The following is a 21,655-nucleotide window of genomic DNA, read 5'->3' on the forward strand; positions in this document are numbered from 1 at the left end:
CCATGACCATCCAGGCGGCCTTCTACACCGGCCACAAGACCTTCACCCTTGAGCAGAAGGACGCCCCTGCCCCCGGTCCGGGCGAGGTCCAGCTCGACGTGGCCTATGTCGGCATCTGCGGCACCGACATGCACGTCTTCCATGGCAACATGGACGCCCGCGTCGGCAACCATCGCGTGATCGGCCACGAGATGTCGGGCACCGTCGCCCAAGTCGGCGAAGGGGTCGAGGGCTTCGCGCCCGGCGATCTTGTCGTCGTGCGCCCGCTCGCCCATTGCGGCGAATGCCCGGCCTGCCAGGCGGGCTACACCCATATCTGCCACAAGCTGAAGTTCCTGGGCCTCGACACCGATGGCGCGCTTCAGGAGAAGTGGAACGTCCCCGCACACACGCTGCACAAGCTGCCTCAGGGCATGTCGCTGGAAACGGCCGCGATGATCGAGCCGCTGGCCGTGGCCGTCCATGACATCCGCCGCGCCCGCCTTCAGGCCGGGGAAACGGCGCTGGTCATCGGCGGCGGCCCCATCGGCATGCTGATCGCCATGGTGGCGAAGCATGTGGGCGCCAACGTCATCCTCTCCGAGATCAACCCCAACCGCCTCAAGATGGCGGCCGAGATGGGCTTCACCGGCCTCAACCCGCGCGAGGGCGACGTGGCCGCGCAGGTGACCGAGATCACCGGGACCAAGGGCGCGGACGTGGTGTTCGAGGTTTCAGGCACGCAGCCCGGCGTGGACCTGATGACCGCCGCCGCCGCGACGCGGGGCCGGATCTGCATGGTCGCGATCCATGCGCAAAAGGCGCAGGTGGACCTGTTCCGCTTTTTCTGGCGCGAGCTGGAGATGGTCGGCGCCCGGGTCTACGAGGCCGTGGACTACGATCAAGCCATCCAGATGATTGCGGACGGGCTGGACGTGAACCGCCTCATCACCGACCGGCATCCGCTGGCTGCCGTCCAGCAGGCCTTCGAGGCGCTGGAAGGGAATGCGACGGCCATGAAGACCCTGATCAAGATCGGAGAGACGGCGTGAGCACCCTGTTCGACCTTACCGGCAAGACCGCCCTTGTCACTGGCGCGCGGCGCGGCATCGGCGCGGGCATGGCGCTCGCGCTGGCCGAGGCCGGGGCAGACATCATCGGCGTCTCGGCCCAGATGGAGGCCGACGGCGGCGACGTGGGCGAGAAGATCCGCACCATGGGCCGCCGTTTCGAAGGGCACGCCGTCAACTTCGCCGACCGGCAGGCGCTCAAGGCCTTTGCCGAACGGATGGAGCAGGCGCCCATCGACATCCTCATCAACAACGCCGGCACCATCAAGCGCCAGCCCGCCGCCGAGCACCCGGAGGAGTGGTGGGACGAGGTCATCGAGACCAACCTGTCGGCCCAGTTCCTGCTCACCCAAGCCGTGGGCCGGGGCATGATCGCGCGGGGCAAGGGCGGGAAAATCATCTTCACGGCCTCGCTCCTCACCTTCCAGGGCGGGATCAACGTGCCGGGCTATGCGGCCTCCAAGGGCGGGATCGGCCAGCTCACCATGGCCTTTGCCAACGAGTGGGCGTCCAAGGGGATCAACGTCAACGCCATCGCGCCGGGCTACATCGCCACCGACAACACCGAAGCCCTCAGGGCCGATGCGGACCGGTCTGCCTCCATCCTGGGCCGCATCCCGGCAGGCCGCTGGGGCACGCCCGAGGACTTCGGCGGCCCGGCGGTGTTCCTGGCCTCCAAGGCGTCCGACTATGTCAGCGGCACGATCCTGACGGTGGACGGAGGCTGGATGGGGCGCTGAACGCCCCACTACGAGCAATGACCAAGACTGGCGACAGGGCAACCTGCCGCCAGTTTCGTTTCAGGGGGTGCGTTTACCACACGGACAGGCGAGCCTGGACATGACAAAGTCCGGCACCCGTTCGGGCCCGGCCAAGGCAATCATTCGGGGAAATGGTCGGAGTGAGAGGATTCGAACCTCCGACCCCCTGCTCCCGAAGCAGGTGCGCTACCAGGCTGCGCTACACTCCGACGAGGCGCGAGGTATCCCGCGCGCGCGCGCTTTGCAACCCCCGATCCGCCCGCTCATTCGCCGGGCGCGAGGCCCCGGAAGTCTCCGCGTGTCCGCAGGCCGAGGATCCGCTGGAGGGCGTAGGGGCGTGGCGCGGTACCCGTCTCGGGCCGCATCCGCGTGCTGAGGACGGGCTGGTTGGCCGAGGCGCCGGGCGTGTCCTCGCGCAGGACGATGTACAGGCCCGAGGCGATGATGATGCCTGCCCCGATGGCTGTGGTCCCGTCGATGGTTTCACCAAAGAGGAGGTAGCCATAGAACGCCGCGAACAGGATCTGGACATACTGCATGGGTGCCACGACGACCGCCACACCGGCCTTGTAGGCTGCGATGATGACGACCCCCGCCACCCATCCTAGGCAGGCCTGGATCGCAATCAGGCCCAGATGCTCGGCCTCGAGCGGGATGTAGACCGAGGGCAGGACGAGCGAGGTGACCGCGAGGTTCGCGAACATCGGATACAGCAGGAGGACGACGGGCCGTTCCTCGGAGCCGACCTTGCGCACGATGATCGAGGCCACCGCCCCGAACACAGCCGCCGAGAGCGCGGCAAGGTGGCCAAGGCCAAGTTCGGCCGAGCCGGGCCGGAGGACCACCATCACGCCCGCCAGCCCCGCCACGACCGCCAGCGCCCGGCGGAGACCAACCTTTTCGCCCAGGACAGGGATGGCGAGGAGCGTGATAAGGAGCGGCTGCGCAAAGGCCAAGGCATAGACCTGCGCCAGGGGCAGCACCGAAAAGGCGTAAAAGGCCGACAGCCCGCAGATCACCGTGGAGGCCGAGCGGAGCGCGATCCAGCCCGGATGGACGGGGCGAAGCGTTCCGGGCCGCGAGTCGCTCATCACCATCCCCATGGCGAGGGGAAACGAGAAAAGCGTGGAAAAGAAGATGAGCTGGAAGGGCGAGTAATCCTCGCCCAACTGTTTCACGAGGGCATCGCTGGTCGCGTAGATGCCGAAGGCCAGGAGCGACAGCAGCGCTCCTTTCCCGTTCTGTGCCATGGGGGTCCTTTAGGACGCGGCCTGTCGCGCCCGAGCCCGCTTTAGGACCCCGAATCAGGACCGGTCAAGATATCCCCAGGCGGATCAGCGCGCGTTTTCCTCAAGCGCTGCAACAATGGCACCGCCCATCTCCGAAGTGCTTACCGCCGCGCCGCCTTGGGCCCCGAGAAGGTCGCTGGTGCGCACGCCTTGGGCCAGCACCTGCTCCACCGCGCGCTCCAGCCGGTCGGCCGCCTCGCCCGCGTCGAAGGAGTAGCGGAGCGCCATGGCGAAGCTCAGGATGCAGGCGATGGGATTGGCTTTGCCCTGCCCGGCGATATCCGGCGCGCTGCCGTGGACGGGCTCGTAGAGCGCCTTGCGACGGCCGGTCTGCGGGTCGGGCGCGCCGAGCGACGCCGAGGGGAGCATGCCGAGCGACCCGGTCAGCATCGCCGCCACGTCCGACAGCATGTCGCCGAACAGGTTGTCGGTGACGATCACGTCGAACTGCTTGGGCGCGCGGACAAGCTGCATGCCGCCCGCGTCGGCCAGCATGTGCGTGAGCGTTACGTCGGCGAAGCGGTCCTGGTGAACCTGCGTGACGACCTCGTTCCAAAGGACGCCCGAGCGCATCACGTTGCGCTTCTCCATGGAGCAGACGCGCCTCTCGCGGACGCGGGCGAGTTCGAAGGCGACGCTCGCGATGCGCTCGATCTCGTAGGTGTCGTAGACCTGGGTGTCGATGGCGCGGCGCTGGCCGTTGCCGAGGTCGCGGATCTCCTTGGGCTCGCCGAAGTAGACGCCGCCTGTCAGTTCCCGGACGATGAGGATGTCGAGCCCCTCGATCAGCTCGCGCTTGAGCGAGGAAAAGTCGGCCAGCGCGTCGAAGCACTTGGCGGGGCGGAGGTTGGCGAAGAGCTCCAGGTCCTTGCGCAGGCGCAGGAGCCCGGCCTCGGGGCGCACCTCGTAGGGAACCTTGTCCCATTTCGGCCCGCCCACGGCGCCCAGCAGCACGGCGTCGGCCTTCAGCGCCTTGTCCATGGTGGCATCCGAAACGGCCTGCCCATGCGCGTCGTAGGCGCAGCCGCCCACAAGGTCGTCCTCGACCTCGAAAGCCATGCCGTTCGCGTTGAACCACCCGATGACCTTCTTCACCTCTCCCATCACTTCGGGGCCGATGCCGTCGCCGGCGAGGATGAGAAGGTCGTGGGCCATGATGCGCGCTCCGATGGGATGGACGCGGGCGGGCGTAGCCCCGGGTGAACCCGGGGTCAAGCGGGCGCTCTCAGAGCACGAAGGCGTCCGGGTCGAGAGGCGAGGTTAGGCCGAGCAGGAGGATCGACATCTCGGCCCGGCTGTCGCCGTCGAGGTTCATCTCAAGGAGCAGGTTGCTTCCCGTCATGATCTGCCGGATCTCGCCCAAGGCGAAGGTGCCGCCATTGTCGAGCCGGAAGGCGCCGTTGCCCGCAGCCCCGCCGCTGGCGTCGATGGCGGCCAGCAGGATCTGGTCGTCGCGGGCCGAAAAGCCCGCCACCACATCGCGGCCCGCGCCAATGCCGCTATCCACGGCCGCCCGGAAGATGATGCGGTCGAACCCCGCCCCGCACTCGATCCTGTCCGCGCCCATGCCGCCGGTGAGCCGGTCGTCGCCCGTGCTCCCGACCAGCGTATCGCTGCCCGAGCCGCCCTGGAGCACGTCATTGCCTGCGGCCCCGTTCAGACGGTCCTGCCCGGCAAGCCCCGACAGCACGTTGTCCGCCCCGTTGCCCCGGATCGTGTCCCGGCCCGCTCCGCCGGTCGCGTTCTCGATGACAGCCCTGTTGGCGATGGTGAAGCCGCCATGGACATAGCCGCCGTCGGCGCCCCTTGCATGGGACAGGACGCCGCCCCCGCCCGGGGCAAAGGCCAGGGTCGCCGCGCGCAGGTCGATGGTATTGCCATGGTCGCCCCCCACGATGCGGTCGATCCCGCCCGCGTCCCAGATGCAGGAATAGTAGGTGCCGACCTTGTTGGCTGTCGGAAGCAGATAGGTGTCGTTCCCCGTCCGCACGGTCATGTTGGCGCCGTACATCCGCTGCAGCGCCGCGATGTCGAGCGCCATGGGACCGGCCTGATAGCCGTAGACGAGGCTTGGCGACACGCCTGCGGGCCCGGTCGGCCAGCCGTCGTTGTAGCCCATCATCGTGTAAAGGCCCTGGTTCATGGCCAAGTTGCCGAAGTCCCCGAACGCGTCCGTCACGCCGGGAAACCGTGTCGAGCCGCCCCCGTCGTCATGCGGATGCGCAAGACCCACGGCATGTCCGAGTTCGTGGATGAAGGTGCAGAAGTCGTAGCCGCCCCGGACCAGCATGGTCGGGCCGCTCGCAGGGTCGTAGAGCTCCCAGTTGATGGCGACCACGCCCAGCGCCTCGCCGTTGCGGAAGCCCTCGCCCGGAGGATAGGCCAAGCCCAGCGTCCCGTCGCTGCCCAGGTCGGCATCGCTCACGCTGGCCCAGATCAGGTCCGCGGCTCCCTGGGACGAGACCTCCCGGAAATCGAGGTTGCAGACGGACTCGAGGGAGGTCATGGCGGCACGCATGGCGCGCAGTTCCCCTGCAAAGGGGCTGGTGGCCGTGACGGTCATGGAATCGCCGAAGGTGTCGGTCAGCGTCACGTTCTCATCGAAGGCCTGTCCTGCGATGTAGGTGCTGATCACGGTCCTGCCGCCGCCCGAGGACCACTCCCGACCCCAGAGCAGCGCATCGAGCCAGACATTGCCGGTGTTCGGGGTCTGGATGTCGTCTGCTGTGCCGGCCATGCTCGTTTATCCTTGATGGAGCCGCCCGCGCGTCGTGCGAGCGTGGCCAGCGTACCATCCGGAGGCCAGGGCAACCATGACCCGCTCCGGAAGATCGACAACACTTCTGGTAAGTTACAGGAAAACCACCGGTTGCCTCCCTTTGTCAGAGATCGAAGTCGGTGGCCGCCAGGCGTCCAGAAACGTTGAGCAGAAGGATCGCCATTTCGGGCAGCGCGTCGGCGTCGGTGTTCAGTTCAATCAGGAGGTTTGCGCCACTCTGGGTCTGCCGGATCTCCCCGGCCGTGAAGATGCCATCGGCATCCAGTGTGAAGGCCTGGTCCCCCGCCAACCCCTCGTTGGCGTCGATCGCGATGAGCGTGAGGTCGTCCGCGCCCTTCACAAAATCTGTGATGCGGTCGCAGGTCGCCCCCAGGCTGCTGTCCGCAACGCTCAGGAAGGCGAAATCATCCGGGCTCGTGCCTCCCGCCATGCTGTCCTGACCCGCACCGCCGATCAACGAATCGCTCCCGCTGTCACCGATGAGACTGTCGGCGCCCCCTCCTCCCTCAAGGATGTCGGCCCCGCTGCTGCCCCGGATGGCGTTGGCCGCCCCATCCCCGCGCAGACGGTCGTCGTAGGACGAGCCCAGCACCGATTCGACGCCCATGAACCAATCGCCAGCAGCGTCACCGCTGCCTGCGCCCAGCGAGCCATCCAGGGCGAGGGTGACACCCGACCCTGCCCCGGCATAGGTGGCGACGTCCGAGCCGACCCCGCCCCACAGATCGTCCGCCCCTGCGCCACCCATGAGGCTGTCGTTGCCGCGGCCCCCATGGATCATGTCCTCGCCCCGGCCGCCGCGCAGGAGGTCGTTGCCATCGGCGCCCAGCAGGAGGTCGTCCCCCCGCAGGCCGATGAGGGTGTCGTTGCCCGCAAACCCGCTGATCTCGTCCCCCCAGGCGTCGTTGCCGTGGAGCACATCGTTATCGGCACTGCCATTCACGACGCCTTCGCGCGGATCGACGATCTGGTGGAAGATGCCCGTGCCGCTGTCGTCCGGGGCCTGCCAGGCCACCACAAGGCGGCCGTCGGCCAGTGCGGACACGGACAGGTTCCTGGGTTCGGTCGCGCCGGACAGCGGGGTGGTGCTGATCAGGAATGCGCCACCCATGCGACCCCCGAAGGGATCGAACACCTGCCCGCGGATGGAGGGCGTACCGGCGTTGTCGATCCATACCACCACGAAACCCCCGTCGGCCAGCGCCGTGACGTCGGGCAGGATCTGGGCACCGGCTGTCGCCGGGTTGACGACGAAGTCCCACGCGATAGCGGTGCCATAGGGGTCGAAGATGCGGGCCCGGATGTCGGGAGCCCTGTTGGGATAAGGGCTCGAACTCGTCTCCCACGTCACCACGAAGCCGCCGCCTGTCAGGCCGGTGACCTTTGGCATCGCGGGGTTTCCACCCAGCGATGTCATGTTGACCTGGAATTCGCCAAGGTCGTAGGGGCTGCCGTCGGCCTGGAAGACCCGCGCCTCGACCCGGCCAAGGTTCTCGTCGATCCAGGTCGCCACGAAGCCCCCCAGAGCCAGTTCGGCCAGATCGGCCCGGCCCTGGAACCCGAGCGTGACGGCGTTCACCGCGGAATCCCCACCCACCAGGGCACCCGCGGCGTCGTAGCGGCGCGCGAACAGGTCGCCGCTCGATTCATGCACGGTCATGAAGCCCGACCCGAGCCGCATCAGGACAGGTTCCGCGGCCGAGGCGCTGCGCGAGACGTCCAGGGGAAGGGCGGCGGCGAGGGTACCGGTCGCGTCATAACGGAAACCCAGCACGTCGCGATCGCCTGTCACGGCCTCCACCCCGACGACAACGACGAAGCCCCCGCCGGACAGGGTGGTGACGGTGGGATTGATCACGGGCCCCGAGGCGGGAACGAGCCCCTCGGCCCCAATGGGCGTGCCGGCCGCGTCAAAGCGCTGGAAGCGGGCGGCGGACACCAGGGGGTTTGCAAGGTCCAACCAGGTCAGGACATAGCCGCCGTCCGCCAATGCCGTCACGTCCGGGCGGGACTGATCCCCGACCATCGTGAGATTCGCCTGAACCTCGGGCCCCCATCTGCGGACCGCCATCATTCCCCCTGCGCCAAGCCGCGCTGCCAGTGTCCGTCAAAGAATTGCAAAGCTGAGCTAACAAGGGGTTAAAATGGGGCCATGCCACAGGTCCGGCACGGCCTTGTCGCCCCCACTGCTATCCCGAGGCGCTAGCGATCGAGGTCGACCCAGACCAGGCGATGGGCGCCGGCTGCCTCGACGGCGGGGGTCAGGGGATCGTCGGGCCTGGGCCATACCACGCCCGAACCGGTGACGCGCCAGCGTCGCGCAGGAAGGACATACGAGACGCGGAGATTGCCGGGGCCGTCGATCTCGGGCCAGTCCACCGTATCGAGAGCCGGGTTCCCTGCCTGCCCTGCGCCGCTTGCGATTCTGGCCCCCTCGCTCTCGGGGCGTGGGTCCTGCAGGCGGGCGTCGGCCAGAAGAGCGGCCATGTCGGCCCGAAGCCCCTCGCTGTCCACCGGATCCAGATTGGCGTTCCCCAGGAGGACGGCATCCGGGGGGACGGGCCCCCAAACCCCATCGAGGACAAGCCGCCACAGCGCCAACTCGTCGGCATTGCGCAGACCGTTCATGTCCTCGGGTCCATCGAAGACCGGAGACGCGCCCGACCAGGCGAGCACCGTGAGGACGCCGTCGGGAGCGACGACCGGCACGATCCAGTGACCGGTCGAAGAGAGGCGTTGCGCGGCCTGCGCCTCGGCCGAAGGAAAGGGCTGGCCATCACGGCGGGGGAGCCGCGCGCCGGGCAGATCGCGCCACAGCAGGCCGGACAGGTCCGTCACTTCGCCCAGGGGCCAGCGCGACAGGAGCGCCATGCCTCCTTCTCCCATGAAGCGGCCATAGCCTTGGGCATCCCGAGCCTCGCCGAGCCGGCCGTTCCCGTCGAGGTCGAGCCCGGACGGCAACCCGGCATTCGGAGCGAGCGCCAGACGGTAGGGGTAGTCCAGCGCGTCCTCGGCAAGCCGCTCGGCCAAGGCGGTCAGGGCGGCCCCGTCGCAGTCCCAGTCCATGTCGGTCAGCAGGAGGATGTCGGGACGAAGTTCGGCCAGCACCGCGGCCACCCCGTCGACCCCCTCGTCCTTGTCGCGAACGATGTCGCGCAGCAGCAGGCCGGGTCCGTCGCGGCTCAGGTCGGCGCCCCAGGTCGCGATCCGCACCGGCTCGGCCACGAGTAGGTTGGGGGCGAGGGCCAGGGCGGCCGAGATCAGCGTCAGGCGGCCTGCGGCAGCCCCTCTCCGCGCCGCATGCGGGCGCGATGGACGGCAATCATCCAGGCCAGACGGTTCAGCGCGAGCCCCCGCATCGCAAGGCTTGAGGGAATGAAGGCCCATGCCATCACCATCCAGACCAGGGCCGAAGGCTCCCTCAGGGCCAGGCCATCGAAGGGGCCGGACAGGAGATCCGCGACCAGTGGAGCCAAGATTGGCAGCAAGAGACCTAAGACGAGGTTAACCTGCGCATCACGTTGCAGCCGCCCGACGACGTCGCCCCCGGCCGTGGGGTCGAACTGAGGCAGGTTGATCCAGACATTGAAGGCTGTCCGACCCGGCCAGTTCCGCAAGCGGACGACACAGGCGAAGATCAGGACCATCGTCAGGGACAGGCTGTAGGCCACCGCGGCGGCGGCGCAGACGCTTCTCCTGAGACCGGCGGACGTGCCGGCGGGCAGCGTGTCCACCAGCAGTCGCACGGGAGACCACGGAAAGTAGAGGACTTCGCCCCAGGTCCGACACAGCCCCTGGATCCAGGAGGCCAGGAAACCGCTTGCCGGGAAAGGCCTCAGGAGAACGCAGGTCAGCAGAACGGCCAGGGCGAGCGAGGCAAAGCGGATGCGGTTGTAGGGCCTGGCATCGCGGAATTCGACGATGCTGGGCGCTTGGGCCACATACTCGCTGAACGTGAACAGACCCGCCATGACGGCGAACAGCGCCACAAGCTGCGCCGTCCCACTGGGACCATGCCCAAGGGTCAGGTGGGGCCAAGCCACCAGCACAGCTATGACGCCAGCACGCAGCACCGCTGCCGGTGCGCGCGAACTCACGATGCGCAACATCGTTCCCTGCCCCCGGACGCGGCCCTATGAACGTGTTCCCTGCACGTCCTTTGGGACCATGACCGCCAGTATGCGGCGGCGCGCCTAACTTCTGCCTACATGATGAAGGGGCTCATCATCGATCGCAACAGCCATTCAACTTATGGTTGCTGAATCAAGCACATGGCAGTGAGATTAACCAAGGCCGTGGCAAGGTTGTCACTGACTGTAGACAATATTCGCGTCGGCGGAGGCTCGCGCATGGCGCGCCTCCGCCACAGACGACGAGTCACACCCAGGGACGGGCCTGCGCCAACTGAGTCTCGAAACTCGCGATAGCACCGGCCTTTTCCATGGTCAGACCAATATCGTCGAGGCCATTGAGCAGGCAGTGCTTGCGGAAGGGGTCGATCTCGAACCGAATCACCTGCCCGTCGGATAGGGTGAGGGTCTGCGCCTCCAGGTCCACTTCGATCCGGGCGTTCGCACCCTTCTCGGCATCCTTCATGCACAGGTCCCGCTCGGCTTCGGGCAGGACGATCGGCAGGATGCCGTTCTTGAAGCAGTTGTTGAAGAAGATGTCCGCGAAGGACGTGGAGATCACGCAACGGATGCCGAAGTCGGCGAGCGCCCAAGGCGCGTGTTCGCGGGACGAGCCGCAGCCGAAGTTGTCGCCCGCAACCAGGATCGTGGCGGCGCGGTAGGCGGGCTTGTTCAGCACGAAGTCCGCGACCTCGGTGCCGTCCTGGTTGAAGCGCATCTCGTCGAACAGGTTCTTCCCCAGGCCCGACCGCTTGATGGTCTTCAGGAACTGCTTGGGGATGATCATGTCCGTGTCGATGTTGACGAGCGGCATGGGCGCGGCGATGCCGCTGAGGGTGGTGAACTTGTCCATGGTCCCGTCTCCTCTCAGGCCAGTTCCGGCTCTTGGGCCATCAGCTCGCGCACGTCGGTCAGGTGACCGGTGAGCGCCGCCGCCGCCGCCATCGCGGGCGAGGCAAGGTGCGTGCGGCCGCCGCGGCCCTGACGGCCTTCGAAGTTGCGGTTCGACGTGGACACGCAACGCTCGCCCGGCGCAAGCTGGTCGGGGTTCATGGCGAGGCACATGGAGCAGCCCGCGAGGCGCCATTCGAAGCCCGCGTCGATGAAGATCTGGGCCAGCCCCTCCTCCTCGGCCTGGGCACGCACGAGGCCCGAGCCCGGCACGACCATGGCGCGCAGGCCATCCTTGATCTTCTTGCCCTTCAGGATCGCGGCGGCGGCGCGCAGATCCTCGATCCGGCCATTGGTGCAGGAGCCGATGAACACCGTGTCGATGGTGATGTCCTGCAGGCGCTGACCGGGCTGGAGGCCCATGTACTCGAGCGAGCGCTTCGCCGCCTCGACCTTGCCGCCGTGGAACTGCTCGGGCGAGGGGACCACGTCGGTGATCGGCAGCACGTCTTCCGGGGAAGTGCCCCAGGTCACGACGGGGGCGATGTCCTCGCCGCGGATCGTCACGACCTTGTCGAAATGCGCGCCTTCGTCGGTGAACAGCGTCTTCCACCAGTTGAGCGCGGCGTCCCATTGCGCGCCCTTCGGCGCGTGGGGGCGGCCACGGACGTACTCGAAAGTCTTCTCATCGGGTGCGATCAGGCCCGCGCGGGCGCCGCCTTCGATGGCCATGTTGCAGACCGTCATGCGACCTTCCATGGACAGCTCGCGGATCGCCTGGCCGCAGTATTCGATGACATAGCCGGTGCCGCCAGCGGTGCCGGTCGCGCCGATGACCGACAGCGTGATGTCCTTGGCGGTGACGCCGGGGCGGAGCGACCCGGTGATCTCCACCTTCATGTTCTTGGACTTCTTCTGGATCAGCGTCTGCGTGGCGAGGACGTGCTCGACCTCACTGGTGCCGATGCCATGCGCGAGCGCGCCAAAGGCGCCGTGCGTCGCGGTGTGGGAGTCGCCGCAGACCACGGTCATGCCCGGCAGCGTCCAGCCCTGCTCTGGCCCCACGATATGGACGATGCCTTGGCGGATGTCGGAGACGGGATAGTAGTTGATCCCGAAGTCGCGCGCGTTCTTGTCCAGCGCCTCGACTTGGATGCGTGATTCCTCGTTGTCGATGCGCTTGTCGCGGCCTTCGGTCGTGGGGACGTTGTGGTCCGGCACGGCGATGGTCTTTTCCGGCGCGCGGACGGGGCGTCCCGTCATGCGAAGCCCTTCGAAGGCTTGGGGCGAGGTCACCTCATGGACGAGATGGCGATCGATGTAGAGCAGGCAGGTGCCGTCGGCTTGCTCATCGACGAGGTGGGCATCCCAGATCTTGTCGTAAAGGGTCCGGGGCTTGGAGGCATTGGAGGACATGAGTCCGCTCCTGGCAGGGGGTCGTGACGGAAAGGGTTCGACAAAGGGGCGCTGCGCGCGCGAAGGCGGCGGGCTTACGCTTGCGCGCGAATGCCGTGGGTGGCTCCGAAGAACCGCCAGGGGAGCCTGTCCCGGTCGCCCATGTCGAAAACACGCGTCATAGGGCGGCTCATACACAAGCGGGCCCTTCCGTTCAAGCGTCCTGCGCCTCTTGCGGGCGGTTGTCGCAGCAGTCAGGATCGTCCGGCCCAACCGGAGGCCCGAGATGACGCGAATGGCCCTTCTCCTCGCCTTGCTGGTCGCCCCGGGGGCGGCCCTGGCCCATGCCGCCACGACGGGCGGGCTGGTGAGCGGCCTGTCGCACCCGGTCCTCGGGCTCGATCATGTCGTCGCCATGGTGGCCGTGGGGCTTTGGGGCGCGATCCTCGGACGGCCGGCGCTCTGGATGCTGCCCGTGGCCTTTCCCCTGGTCATGGCCACTGGCGGCGTGCTGGGCATCCTGGGGGTGCCGCTGCCTGGGGTGGAGACCGCCATCGCCCTGTCGGGCATGGCGCTGGGGCTGCTCGTGGCCTTCATGGTCCGCCTGCCGATCGCCCTGGCCTGCGGGATCGTTGGCGTCTTCGCGCTGTTCCACGGCTATGCCCATGGCACGGAACTGCCCGCGTCCGCGAACCCGTTGGCCTTCGCGACCGGGTTCGTGACCTCGACGGGCCTCCTGCACCTCGTGGGGGTGGGCTTGGGCGGGCTGGTTCGGGGACGGCCGGTTCTTCGGATGCTGGGGGCGGGCATCGCGCTCACCGGGGGCGCCTTCCTGGCCGGCCTGGCGTGAGGCGCGCCGCCTGGCTGCCGTTGGCCCTCGCGGCCGCACCGGCCTGGGCGCACGACCTGCCGCAGACGTTCGGTAAAGGCCTTGCCGTCCTGCCGGGACCGCTTCTGCTGCCGCTACTCTCCCTGGGGCTGATGCTGGCCGTGTCCGGCCGCCTTCGGCTCCTGGCCGGGGCTGTCCCGGCAATTCCTCTCGGGTTCGTGGCCGCGCCGTGGATCGGCATCAATGCGGACATCCTGGCGCTTGGGGCCGGGCTGGCCTGCGCGATCCTGGCGACCACCGGCCTGCCCCTTGCTGGCACGGGTCACGGCGCCTTGGCGCTCGGGACAGCGCTCCTGGCCGGGGCGGCCCTGACGCACGGGGCGGGATGGCTGGCGATGGAGCTTTCCGCCCTTCTCGGCCTCGCTCTGGCAGGAACCGGGGCCATGGCGCTGCCCCCTGTCCTAGGCCTTGCCCTGCTTGCTCGCTGGCCGGTCCCGGCCCGCATCGGCCTGCGCATCGGGGCGTCATGGCTCGCCGCCATCGGCGCGCTGGCGCTCTCCCTCACATTCGCGGGACCGCTTCCTTGAGAGCGGGCCCCCGAGATGCTATCTTTGGGGCAAGCCCGGCGCCGGGGCGTTCGGCGCATCGCATGGAGGATGACGATCTGTCACCCGACGCTCACGCGGCAGGAGCCGCTTCCGACGGGCTCCGGCCCGACGCTTCGACCACCCCTCAGCTGACCAGCGAGGATCTTCTCAGGGTTGTCGTCGAATCCCTTGATGACGACAAGGCCGAGGACATAGTCACCATCGACCTGCGCGGCCGCTCCGAGATGGGCGACTTCATGGTGATCGCCTCGGGCCGCTCGACCCGCCAGGTCGCCGCCATCGCCGAAAAGCTCGCCGACCGCTTGAAGCAGGATCATGGCATCCTGTCCAAGATGGAAGGCAAGGAAACCGCCGACTGGGTTCTGATCGACACGGGCGACGTCATCGTCCACGTCTTCCGGCCCGAGGTGCGCGACTTCTATCAGCTCGAGAAGATGTGGATGCCCTCCGGGGCTGCGACCCGGTCCGCCGCAGCGGTCTGACCCGTTGCGCATGACGATCCTTGCCGTGGGCCGCCTCCGGGCCGGCCCCGAGAAGGAACTGCTGGACGACTTCCTGCTCCGCTTCGACCGGACCGGCCGGGCCCTTGGCCTTGGCCCCGCGTCGGTGGTGGAGATCGAGGCCAAGCCCGGCGCCGGCATGGCGGCCGAGGGCCCCCTTCTCCTCGGGCGTGTGCCCAAGGATGCCTGGCTCTGCTGCTTAGACGAGCGGGGCGAGCTGCTGCCCTCCCCTGCCTTTGCGACCCGCCTCGACCGCTGGAAAACGGAGCGGCGTGACGCTGTCTTCGTCATCGGTGGTGCCGACGGGCTTGACCCGAGCGTCACGGGGCGCGCCGACCTCCTCCTGTCGCTCGGTCCGATGGTGTGGCCGCATATGCTGGTCCGGGTGATGCTGTCCGAGCAGCTGTACCGCGCGGCGACGATCCTGGCCGGAACGCCCTATCACCGGACCTGAGATCGGAACCGCGGTCCGTCCCGCCGGTTGCGCCTTTGCGGCAACCCGAGGAGGCGCGCGATGGACGGAGTGATGGTCACGGACTGGCCCGAGACGGAAGAAACGGCCCGCCCCAGGCAGGGCGACGGCCTTCTGGGTACGGTCCTCAAGGGCGCCGTGGCCGGTGCGGCGGCGATGTGGGTGCTGGACCGCGTGGACTGGGCGATGTGGGACGCCGAAGCGTCCGAGACGCGGGCCGAGACGCGGCGGGTCCGGCCAGGCGGGCTCGATCCGGCCCATGTGGCCGCGAACCGGATCACCGGGGCGTTCGGCAAGGAACTGAACCCGAGCCAGCCTCATCCGGCCGGGATCGCGCTTCATTATGCCTTCGGCATGGTTCCGACCATCGCCTATGCACTGCTGCGCCATCGCTATCCGGTCGTCGCGGCCGGAGGGGGCGTGGGCTTCGGCCTGGCCGCGACGGTGATAGAGGATGAGGGGATGAACCCTCTCCTCGGTCTGGCTGCCCCGCCGCAGGACTACCCTTGGCAGGACCACGCCCGTGCCGTTGTGGCGCATGTGGTGCTGGGGGTGGTGGCCGAAGGCGTGCTGCGCGCCCTCGACGGCCCGCCGGGCAAGCCGAAGCGCATCGTCGCCTGAACCCAGTCTGCCTCCTCGACCGACGCGGGGCAGGCCCGCCTGCCCCGTTCCCCTCCGCCCCATGCTCGTCTAGAAGGGCTCGGTCCAAGAAGGAGCCCGCCCATGCCGCCGAAACCTGTCGTCCTGTGCATCCTCGACGGCTGGGGCCTGCGCGATGACCCCTTCGCCAACGCTCCCGTCCTGGCCCAGACGCCGACCTACGACAAGCTGATGGCCGAGGGCCCGCACGCCCAGCTGACGACCCATGGGCCCGACGCGGGCCTGCCGCGAGGCCAGATGGGCAACTCGGAGGTCGGGCACACCAACATCGGCGCAGGACGCGTAGTGGCGATGGACCTGGGCCAGATCGACCTTGCCATCGAGGATGGCTCCTTTGCCGCCAACGAGGCGCTTCGGGCCTTTGTCGAGACGCTCAAGCTGACAGGCGGCACCGCGCATCTCATGGGCGTCGTGTCGGACGGGGGCGTGCACGGGCATATCAGCCACATGATCGCGACGGCGCAGCTTATTGCGGCGTCGGGGGTTCCGGTCGCCATCCACGCCATCACCGATGGGCGCGACGTGGCCCCCACGTCGGCCGCGGCCTTCATTGCCGATCTCCAGGCGGGCCTGCCCCCTGGAGCGCACATCGCGACCGTCATCGGCCGTTACTATGCGATGGACCGCGACAACCGGTGGGAGCGGGTCAAGACCGCCTACGACGCCATTGTCCGAGGCGAGGGGGCCCGCGCCCGCGATGCCGCCATCGCCGTCCAGATCGCCACCGAGCGGGGGCAGACCGACGAGTTCATCGAGGCCACCGTCCTTGACGGCCACGAGGGGCTGAAGCCCGAGGATGGCCTGTTCTGCCTCAACTTCCGCGCCGACCGCGCCCGGGAGATCCTGGCCGCCATCACCGACCCGGACTTCGATGGCTGGGACCGGGGTCCAGCACCCGCGCTGGCCGCCCGGCTTGGCATGGTCACCTATTCGGACAGGCACGACGCCTGGTTCGCGCAGGTCTTTCCCCGGCGGGACATCGTGAACACGCTGGGCGCCTGGGTCGCCTCCAAGGGCCTGCGGCAGTTCCGCCTGGCCGAGACCGAGAAGTACCCGCACGTCACTTTCTTCCTGAACGGCGGCGTGGAGGCCCCTTACCCCGGGGAGGACCGCTACATGGCCCCCTCGCCCAAGGTCGCGACCTACGACCTCCAGCCCGAAATGTCGTCGGAGGAGGTCACCGACCACTTCGTCCAGGCGATCGAGGCGGGCTACGACCTGATCGTCACCAACTATGCCAACCCCGACATGGTGGGGCACACCGGTGACCTGTCGGCCGCGATCAAGGCCTGCGAATCCGTGGACCGGGGCCTTGCGCGCGTGGTCGAGGCGCTGGAGCGCGCCGGTGGCGCGATGGTCCTGACCGCCGACCACGGCAACTGCGAGCTGATGGTGGACCCCGAGACCGGCGGCCCGCACACCGCCCACACCACGAATCCGGTCCCGGTGATCCTTGTGGGTGGGCCTGCGGGCGTGGCCCTTCGGGAAGGCCGGCTGGCCGACCTCGCGCCGACGGTGCTCGACCTCATGGGCCTCGACCTCCCGCCCGAGATGACCGGCCGGAGCCTGATCCAGCGATGAAGCGGCCGCTCGTGGCGCTGGCGGCCCTGCTCGCGCTGGCCCTCCCCCTCCGGGCGCAGGAGGCCAGCACCGCCGAGGCTGCCGCCCAAGCCGCGCAAGGCCTGCGCGAGGCCGCGCGGATGCTGGAACAGGCCAACGGCGCGCGGGACCGCCTTGCGGCGCTGACCGGAACGGTGCGCGCCTACGAGGACGGGCTCGCGCTCATGCGGGACACGCTTCGGCGGGTGGCGGTGGAGCGGGCCCGGCTGGAGAGCGACCTGAATGCTGACCGGGCCGAGGTGGGGCGGTTGCTGGGCGCGCTCCAGTCCATGAGCCAGACGCCCGAGCCGGTGATGATGTTGCATCCCACGGGGCCTCTCGGCGCCGCACGGGCCGGCATGATGCTGGCCGACGTGACCCCGGCGCTCCAGGCCAAGGCCGAGGAGCTGCGGGCCAAGGTGGCGGCCCTGACCGAGATCGAGCAGGCGCAGAACGAAGCGGCCACGACGCTGCGCGAGGGCCTGAGCAACGTGCAGACGGCGCGGGCCAACCTTGCCGCGGCGGCGGCCGACCGGACCGAGCTTCCCCTCGCCTACACCGAGGACCCGGTCGCGACGGCTCTCCTGATGGCCTCGACGAACACGCTGGACGCCTTTGCCGCCGGCCTGGCGCAGACCATAGACGAGCGGATCGCAACTCCTCCCGACGAGGCGACGGCCCGCATGGGCACCCTGCCGCTCCCCGTAGAGGGTGAGATCCTGCGCCGCCCCGGCGAGGCCGACGCGGGCGGGATCACGCGCCCCGGCCTTGTCATCGCGACCGAGCCGCGCGCCCTGGTCAGCCTGCCCGTCACCGCCACGCTGCGCTTCCGGGGGCCCCTGCTCGACTATGGCACGGTGGCGATCCTCGAGCCCGCGCCGGGAACGCTGTTCGTGGTGGCGGGGCTGGCTCAGGTCTTCGGCAACGCGGGCGAGGTTCTGCCCGAGGGGGCGCCCCTCGGCCTGATGGGCGGGGAGACACCGAATGCTGACGCGATATTGACCGGCTCCGTTCCCGAGGGGGCTAGTGCCCGCTCCGAAACCCTTTACCTTGAAGTCCGCAACGCTGACGGTCCCGTGGACCCCGGCACCTGGTTCCGGCTCGACTGAGAGGGCATCGATGAAGAAGCTGGCGTTCGCCGCCGTGGGAGGGGCCGCCCTGGGCCTCGTCGTCTCGACGCAGGTCGCGGGCCCGCTTTTGGCCCAAGAATCCGAGAGCGGCAACCGCAGCATCTACGAGCAGCTCGACCTGTTCGGCGACATCTTCGAGCGCATCCGCGCCGACTATGTCGAGGATGTCGATGAGCAGCAGCTCATCGAAGCCGCGATCAACGGCATGCTGACCTCGCTCGACCCGCATTCGAGCTATCTGAGCCCCGACGACGCCGAAAAGATGCGCGTCCAGACCCGGGGCGAGTTCGGGGGCCTGGGCATCGAGGTCACGCAGGAGGAAGGCTGGGTCAAGGTCGTCTCTCCGATGGATGGCACGCCGGCTGCGCTGGCGGGCCTGCAGACCAACGATTTCATCACCGCGGTGAACGGCGAAAGCCTCATGGGCCTCACGCTCGACGAGGCGGTGGAGATGATGCGCGGGCCCGTGGGCTCGGAGATCACGCTCACCATCGTGCGCGAAGGCGAGACCGAGCCCTTCGACGTGTCCATCGTTCGCGACACGATCAAGCTTCAGGCCGTTCGCGCCCGGACCGAGGGCGACACGGTCGTCCTGCGTGTGACCACCTTCAACGACCAGACCTTCCCGGACATGACCGAGGGGCTCAAGGCGCAGATCGAGGCCGCGGGCGGCATGGAGAACGTCAACGGCGTGGTGCTGGACCTGCGCAACAACCCGGGGGGCTTGCTGGATCAGGCGATCTACGTGGCCGACGGCTTCCTTGACGCCGGAGAGATCGTGTCCACGCGCGGCCGGCACACCGAGGACGGCGACCGCTACAATGCCACGCCCGGTGACCTGACCGACGGCAAGCCCATGGTCGTGCTGATCAACGGCGGCTCGGCCTCGGCTTCCGAGATCGTGGCCGGCGCGCTTCAGGACCACCGCCGCGCGGTGGTCGTCGGCACCCAGAGCTTCGGCAAGGGCTCGGTGCAGACCGTGATGCCGCTCGCGGGGGATGGGGCCATGCGCCTCACCACCGCGCGCTACTACACGCCCTCGGGCCGGTCGATCCAGGCGCTGGGCATCTCGCCCGACATCATCGTGGCGCAACCCACGCCGCCCGCGGCGACCGAAGCCACGGCCGGGGACGGCACGCCGGAGGACGGGGCCGAGGAGACGAGCTCGGTCAACCGCGAGCTCCATGAGGGCGACCTGCGCGGGGCGCTGAACAACGACTGGCTCACCGATGCGGAAAAGAGCCAGATCGAGGAAGATCAGGCCCGCGCCGAGGCAGCGGCGGCGCTGCGCGAGGAAGACTACCAGCTCGCCTATGCGATCGACATCCTGCAGGGGCTGTCGGCGCTGGGCCCCTCTACGCCCGGCACGACCCAGGCCGCGCAGGCCGCACCTGCGGCACAGGACGCTCCCGTCACAGCCGAGCCGTGATGAACGCGCCCGAAGGGTATCGCCCCTGCGTGGGCATCATCCTCGTGAACCCGGCGGGGCAGGTCTTCGCCGGGCGTCGCAACGACCGTCCTGCCGGGGACCCTGCCGCCTGGCAGATGCCCCAGGGCGGGGTGGACCCCGGCGAAGACCTGACCACAGCCGCCCTGCGGGAGTTGGAGGAGGAGACGGGGGTGCCCTCGTCCCTCGTCCGCGTGGAGGCCGTCGCACCCGTGGCCACGGCTTACGACATCCCCGAAGCGCAGCGCCCGGCCCACTGGAAGAGGCGCTACCGGGGGCAGGCGATCACCTGGGTCCGGATGCGATACCTGGGTACGGATGCCGAGGTGGGCATCGCCACCGCCCATCCCGAGTTCGAGGAATGGCGCTGGACCGACGCCCGCGCCTTGGCCGAAGGCATCGTCCCCTTCAAGCGCGACGCTTACCGAGCCGCGCTCGATTTGCTGGGCCAGCCCGCCTGACGGCGGGCTTTCGTCACCGCAGGGCAGCCAGGACGGAAGGCTCCGCAAAGCCTGTGGGCGCGAGGCCCCGCGACGCCTGGAAGCTGCGGATCGCCTGGATCGTGCGCGGCCCGACGCTGCCGTCCGTGCCCCCCGTGTCGAAGCCCTGCGCTGTCAGCCGCTGCTGCAACTCCACCCGCTCGGGCAGCGAAAGCGGCCGCTCGGTGGAAAAGATCCCGGCCAGAGGCGGCCCGCCCCGCAGCCGGTCCGCGAGGTGCCCGACCGCGATCGCATAGGCGTCCGAGTTGTTGTAGCGCTTGATGACGTCAAAGTTGTGGTGCAAGCGGAAGGCCGGTGCCCCGTCAGGCTGGATCACGCGTCCGCCCGCTCCTTCGGAGGCAAGGCTGCCCCAGGACTCGCCCTGCTGCCAACCGTGCCCGGCCAGGTAGGCCGCCGTCGAAGCCAGCGCGTCCGACGGGTCATCGGACCAGATGTCGCGGCGGCCGTCGCCGGTGAAATCCACGGCATAGGCTTCGAAGGACGTCGGGATGAACTGGGTGTGCCCCATCGCCCCGGCCCAGGAGCCCTTGAGCGCCTGGGGCGTGGTGTCCCCGGCGGCAAGGATCCGCAACGCCGAGATGAGCTGGGACTCGAAGAACTGGGCACGCCGCCCCTCGAAGGCCAGCGTGGACAGGGCGGAGATCACCGGCACGTCGCCCTTGCGGGTGCCATAGGAGGACTCCATGCCCCAGATGGCCGCCACGACCTCTCGGTCCACGCCGTAAGCGGCCTCGATCTGGGCCAACTGGGCTCCGTGCCGTGCAAGCGCCGCGCGTCCGTTCTCGACCCGGCTGTCCGACACGGCGCTCAGCAGGTAGTCCTGGAGCGTGCGCGAGAACTCGGCCTGGTTGCGGTCGCGCTCGATCACCTCGGGCATGAAGCCCGCTTGGGCAAAGGCGGCTTGGAGCGTCGTGTCCGGGATACCTGCCGCCTGCGCGCGTGGGAGGAAGTTCGCCACCCAGGCGTCGTAGGCCGGGTTCGGCACGGTCACGAATGCATTCACGGCCTGCGCCTCCGTTTGTCCGCCCGCCAGGATTCCACCGTTGCGCGGCATCCCACCGCCGCAGGAGGCCAAGGCCAGTGCCGCCGCCCCTCCTAGAAGGACTCGCCCTAAGCTTGTCCGCATGCTGCCCTCATACCCGCCGATTGTTATTGGCAGCGAAACTACTCTGCCTGTCACTCGCGTGGAAGGCGAATCAGCGGGCGGTGCGCGAAAACCGGTCTGGCCGGGAACGAAGCGGACCGCGAAGTCGTTGCGGGCGAAACCGGAGCATCGCCCATGGCCAAGATCGACATGAAGCCCCCCGCCACCGTCGCCCGCGAGGCCGAGAAAGGCCTCAGGCTCCACGAGGAGTTCCATCGCGGCGGCACCGAGGTCGGCTGGGCCCGCGCACGCCAGCTTGCCGCGCGCGAGGAGCTGAGCCGGGACGACGTGGTTGCCATGGCCAGCTACTTTGCCCGCCACGAGGTGGACAAGCGCGGCTACGACTGGGGCGATGAGGAGAACCCCTCAGCGGGCTACGTGGCCTGGCTTCTCTGGGGCGGGGAGCCCGGGCGGGACTGGGCCGAAAAGACCAAGGCCCGCCTCCAGGACGCGGAGGAGAAGGGCTAGCCCC

21 protein-coding genes and 1 tRNA gene are annotated in these 21,655 nt (G+C 68.8%); 12 read left to right on the forward strand and 10 right to left on the reverse strand.

Going from position 1 to position 21,655, the window contains the following annotated elements; translation table 11 throughout:
* Positions 1-2: 2 nt before the first annotated feature.
* Together FHG66_RS04795 and FHG66_RS04800 are read left to right on the forward strand one after the other, a co-directional pair.
* Entirely contained in the window at positions 3-1,031 is a 1,029-nt protein-coding gene (locus FHG66_RS04795) for a zinc-dependent alcohol dehydrogenase (RefSeq protein WP_139075560.1), read from the forward strand.
* A complete protein-coding gene (locus FHG66_RS04800; RefSeq protein WP_139075561.1) occupies positions 1,028-1,789 on the forward strand; it encodes an SDR family NAD(P)-dependent oxidoreductase in 762 nt (253 codons plus the stop codon). Before FHG66_RS04795 ends, FHG66_RS04800 begins: the two co-directional genes overlap by 4 nt.
* Before the next feature lie 153 nt (positions 1,790-1,942).
* Here FHG66_RS04800 and FHG66_RS04805 read toward each other — a convergent pair.
* The 9 genes from FHG66_RS04805 to leuC form a co-directional block, all read right to left on the reverse strand.
* Positions 1,943-2,019, reverse strand: a tRNA-Pro gene (locus tag FHG66_RS04805).
* Positions 2,020-2,073: 54 nt separating this feature from the next.
* Entirely contained in the window at positions 2,074-3,060 is a 987-nt protein-coding gene (locus FHG66_RS04810) for a DMT family transporter (RefSeq protein ID WP_139075562.1), read from the reverse strand.
* An 84-nt stretch (positions 3,061-3,144) separates the two neighbouring features.
* The gene (gene leuB / locus FHG66_RS04815; protein ID WP_139075563.1) at positions 3,145-4,254 is read right to left on the reverse strand and encodes a 3-isopropylmalate dehydrogenase; all 1,110 of its coding nucleotides are present in this window, start codon (positions 4,252-4,254) and stop codon (positions 3,145-3,147) included.
* 70 nt (positions 4,255-4,324) lie between these two features.
* Positions 4,325-5,836: a M10 family metallopeptidase gene (locus FHG66_RS04820; RefSeq protein ID WP_139075564.1), complete on the reverse strand. Its 1,512-nt coding sequence runs from the start codon at positions 5,834-5,836 to the stop codon at positions 4,325-4,327.
* A gap of 145 nt (positions 5,837-5,981) precedes the next feature.
* Positions 5,982-7,949: a calcium-binding protein gene (locus FHG66_RS22590; RefSeq protein ID WP_176556128.1), complete on the reverse strand. Its 1,968-nt coding sequence runs from the start codon at positions 7,947-7,949 to the stop codon at positions 5,982-5,984.
* A gap of 131 nt (positions 7,950-8,080) precedes the next feature.
* Positions 8,081-9,103 (reverse strand): endonuclease/exonuclease/phosphatase family protein, encoded by a 1,023-nt coding sequence (locus FHG66_RS04830; protein ID WP_342777479.1) that lies wholly within the window; start codon positions 9,101-9,103, stop codon positions 8,081-8,083.
* Positions 9,104-9,144: 41 nt separating this feature from the next.
* A complete protein-coding gene (locus FHG66_RS22165) occupies positions 9,145-9,987 on the reverse strand; it encodes a hypothetical protein (protein ID WP_139075566.1) in 843 nt (280 codons plus the stop codon).
* 268 nt (positions 9,988-10,255) lie between these two features.
* Positions 10,256-10,861, reverse strand: a complete 606-nt coding sequence (gene leuD, locus FHG66_RS04840; protein ID WP_139075567.1) for a 3-isopropylmalate dehydratase small subunit — start codon at positions 10,859-10,861, stop codon at positions 10,256-10,258.
* Positions 10,862-10,875: 14 nt separating this feature from the next.
* Positions 10,876-12,315: a 3-isopropylmalate dehydratase large subunit gene (gene leuC, locus FHG66_RS04845; protein WP_139075568.1), complete on the reverse strand. Its 1,440-nt coding sequence runs from the start codon at positions 12,313-12,315 to the stop codon at positions 10,876-10,878.
* A 265-nt stretch (positions 12,316-12,580) separates the two neighbouring features.
* Between leuC and FHG66_RS04850 the strand changes: the two genes are divergently transcribed.
* The 9 genes from FHG66_RS04850 (at position 12,581) to FHG66_RS04890 (ending at position 20,000) form a co-directional block, all read left to right on the forward strand.
* Positions 12,581-13,144, forward strand: coding sequence for a HupE/UreJ family protein (locus tag FHG66_RS04850; protein ID WP_139075569.1), 564 nt, complete (start codon positions 12,581-12,583; stop codon positions 13,142-13,144).
* On the forward strand, positions 13,141-13,710 hold the full coding sequence (locus FHG66_RS04855; RefSeq protein WP_139075571.1) for a hypothetical protein: 570 nt from the start codon (positions 13,141-13,143) through the stop codon (positions 13,708-13,710). The genes FHG66_RS04850 and FHG66_RS04855 overlap by 4 nt, the downstream gene beginning before the upstream one ends.
* A 62-nt stretch (positions 13,711-13,772) precedes the next feature.
* Positions 13,773-14,213 (forward strand): ribosome silencing factor, encoded by a 441-nt coding sequence (gene rsfS / locus FHG66_RS04860; protein ID WP_139075572.1) that lies wholly within the window; start codon positions 13,773-13,775, stop codon positions 14,211-14,213.
* Positions 14,214-14,217: 4 nt separating this feature from the next.
* Positions 14,218-14,685 carry a 23S rRNA (pseudouridine(1915)-N(3))-methyltransferase RlmH gene (gene rlmH / locus FHG66_RS04865; protein WP_139075573.1) on the forward strand — a complete coding sequence of 156 codons (468 nt, stop codon included), beginning with the start codon at positions 14,218-14,220 and terminating at the stop codon, positions 14,683-14,685.
* A gap of 60 nt (positions 14,686-14,745) precedes the next feature.
* Entirely contained in the window at positions 14,746-15,324 is a 579-nt protein-coding gene (locus tag FHG66_RS04870; protein WP_218013793.1) for a DUF1440 domain-containing protein, read from the forward strand.
* 102 nt (positions 15,325-15,426) lie between these two features.
* Entirely contained in the window at positions 15,427-16,944 is a 1,518-nt protein-coding gene (gene gpmI / locus FHG66_RS04875) for a 2,3-bisphosphoglycerate-independent phosphoglycerate mutase (RefSeq protein WP_139075574.1), read from the forward strand.
* Positions 16,941-18,071, forward strand: coding sequence for a murein hydrolase activator EnvC family protein (locus tag FHG66_RS04880; RefSeq protein ID WP_139075575.1), 1,131 nt, complete (start codon positions 16,941-16,943; stop codon positions 18,069-18,071). The genes gpmI and FHG66_RS04880 overlap by 4 nt, the downstream gene beginning before the upstream one ends.
* Positions 18,072-18,081: 10 nt before the next feature.
* On the forward strand, positions 18,082-19,521 hold the full coding sequence (locus tag FHG66_RS04885; protein WP_139075576.1) for a S41 family peptidase: 1,440 nt from the start codon (positions 18,082-18,084) through the stop codon (positions 19,519-19,521).
* Entirely contained in the window at positions 19,521-20,000 is a 480-nt protein-coding gene (locus tag FHG66_RS04890; protein ID WP_139075577.1) for an RNA pyrophosphohydrolase, read from the forward strand. Before FHG66_RS04885 ends, FHG66_RS04890 begins: the two co-directional genes overlap by 1 nt.
* 13 nt (positions 20,001-20,013) lie before the next feature.
* Here the strand turns inward: FHG66_RS04890 and FHG66_RS04895 are convergent, their stop codons facing one another.
* Positions 20,014-21,165: a lytic murein transglycosylase gene (locus FHG66_RS04895; protein ID WP_139075578.1), complete on the reverse strand. Its 1,152-nt coding sequence runs from the start codon at positions 21,163-21,165 to the stop codon at positions 20,014-20,016.
* A gap of 153 nt (positions 21,166-21,318) precedes the next feature.
* Between FHG66_RS04895 and FHG66_RS04900 the strand changes: the two genes are divergently transcribed.
* Positions 21,319-21,651 (forward strand): hypothetical protein, encoded by a 333-nt coding sequence (locus FHG66_RS04900; RefSeq protein ID WP_139075579.1) that lies wholly within the window; start codon positions 21,319-21,321, stop codon positions 21,649-21,651.
* Positions 21,652-21,655 lie beyond the last annotated feature (4 nt).

The sequence above is a fragment of the Rubellimicrobium rubrum genome (assembly GCF_006152115.1).
Lineage (GTDB): Bacteria > Pseudomonadota > Alphaproteobacteria > Rhodobacterales > Rhodobacteraceae > Rubellimicrobium > Rubellimicrobium rubrum.

Excerpts from the sequence above, each read along its gene's own strand:
- leuD (WP_139075567.1), bottom strand. The coding sequence starts at position 10,861 with ATGGACAAGTTCACCACCCTCAGCGGCATCGCCGCGCCCATGCCGCTC.
- rsfS (WP_139075572.1), top strand. The coding sequence starts at position 13,773 with ATGGAGGATGACGATCTGTCACCCGACGCTCACGCGGCAGGAGCCGCT.
- FHG66_RS04810 (WP_139075562.1), bottom strand. The coding sequence starts at position 3,060 with ATGGCACAGAACGGGAAAGGAGCGCTGCTGTCGCTCCTGGCCTTCGGC.
- FHG66_RS04850 (WP_139075569.1), top strand. The coding sequence starts at position 12,581 with ATGACGCGAATGGCCCTTCTCCTCGCCTTGCTGGTCGCCCCGGGGGCG.
- FHG66_RS04885 (WP_139075576.1), top strand. The coding sequence starts at position 18,082 with ATGAAGAAGCTGGCGTTCGCCGCCGTGGGAGGGGCCGCCCTGGGCCTC.
- FHG66_RS04880 (WP_139075575.1), top strand. The coding sequence starts at position 16,941 with ATGAAGCGGCCGCTCGTGGCGCTGGCGGCCCTGCTCGCGCTGGCCCTC.
- FHG66_RS04900 (WP_139075579.1), top strand. The coding sequence starts at position 21,319 with ATGGCCAAGATCGACATGAAGCCCCCCGCCACCGTCGCCCGCGAGGCC.
- leuC (WP_139075568.1), bottom strand. The coding sequence starts at position 12,315 with ATGTCCTCCAATGCCTCCAAGCCCCGGACCCTTTACGACAAGATCTGG.
- FHG66_RS22590 (WP_176556128.1), bottom strand. The coding sequence starts at position 7,949 with ATGGCGGTCCGCAGATGGGGGCCCGAGGTTCAGGCGAATCTCACGATG.
- FHG66_RS04820 (WP_139075564.1), bottom strand. The coding sequence starts at position 5,836 with ATGGCCGGCACAGCAGACGACATCCAGACCCCGAACACCGGCAATGTC.
- FHG66_RS04870 (WP_218013793.1), top strand. The coding sequence starts at position 14,746 with ATGGACGGAGTGATGGTCACGGACTGGCCCGAGACGGAAGAAACGGCC.
- leuB (WP_139075563.1), bottom strand. The coding sequence starts at position 4,254 with ATGGCCCACGACCTTCTCATCCTCGCCGGCGACGGCATCGGCCCCGAA.
- FHG66_RS04795 (WP_139075560.1), top strand. The coding sequence starts at position 3 with ATGACCATCCAGGCGGCCTTCTACACCGGCCACAAGACCTTCACCCTT.
- gpmI (WP_139075574.1), top strand. The coding sequence starts at position 15,427 with ATGCCGCCGAAACCTGTCGTCCTGTGCATCCTCGACGGCTGGGGCCTG.
- FHG66_RS22165 (WP_139075566.1), bottom strand. The coding sequence starts at position 9,987 with ATGTTGCGCATCGTGAGTTCGCGCGCACCGGCAGCGGTGCTGCGTGCT.
- FHG66_RS04895 (WP_139075578.1), bottom strand. The coding sequence starts at position 21,165 with ATGCGGACAAGCTTAGGGCGAGTCCTTCTAGGAGGGGCGGCGGCACTG.
- FHG66_RS04890 (WP_139075577.1), top strand. The coding sequence starts at position 19,521 with ATGAACGCGCCCGAAGGGTATCGCCCCTGCGTGGGCATCATCCTCGTG.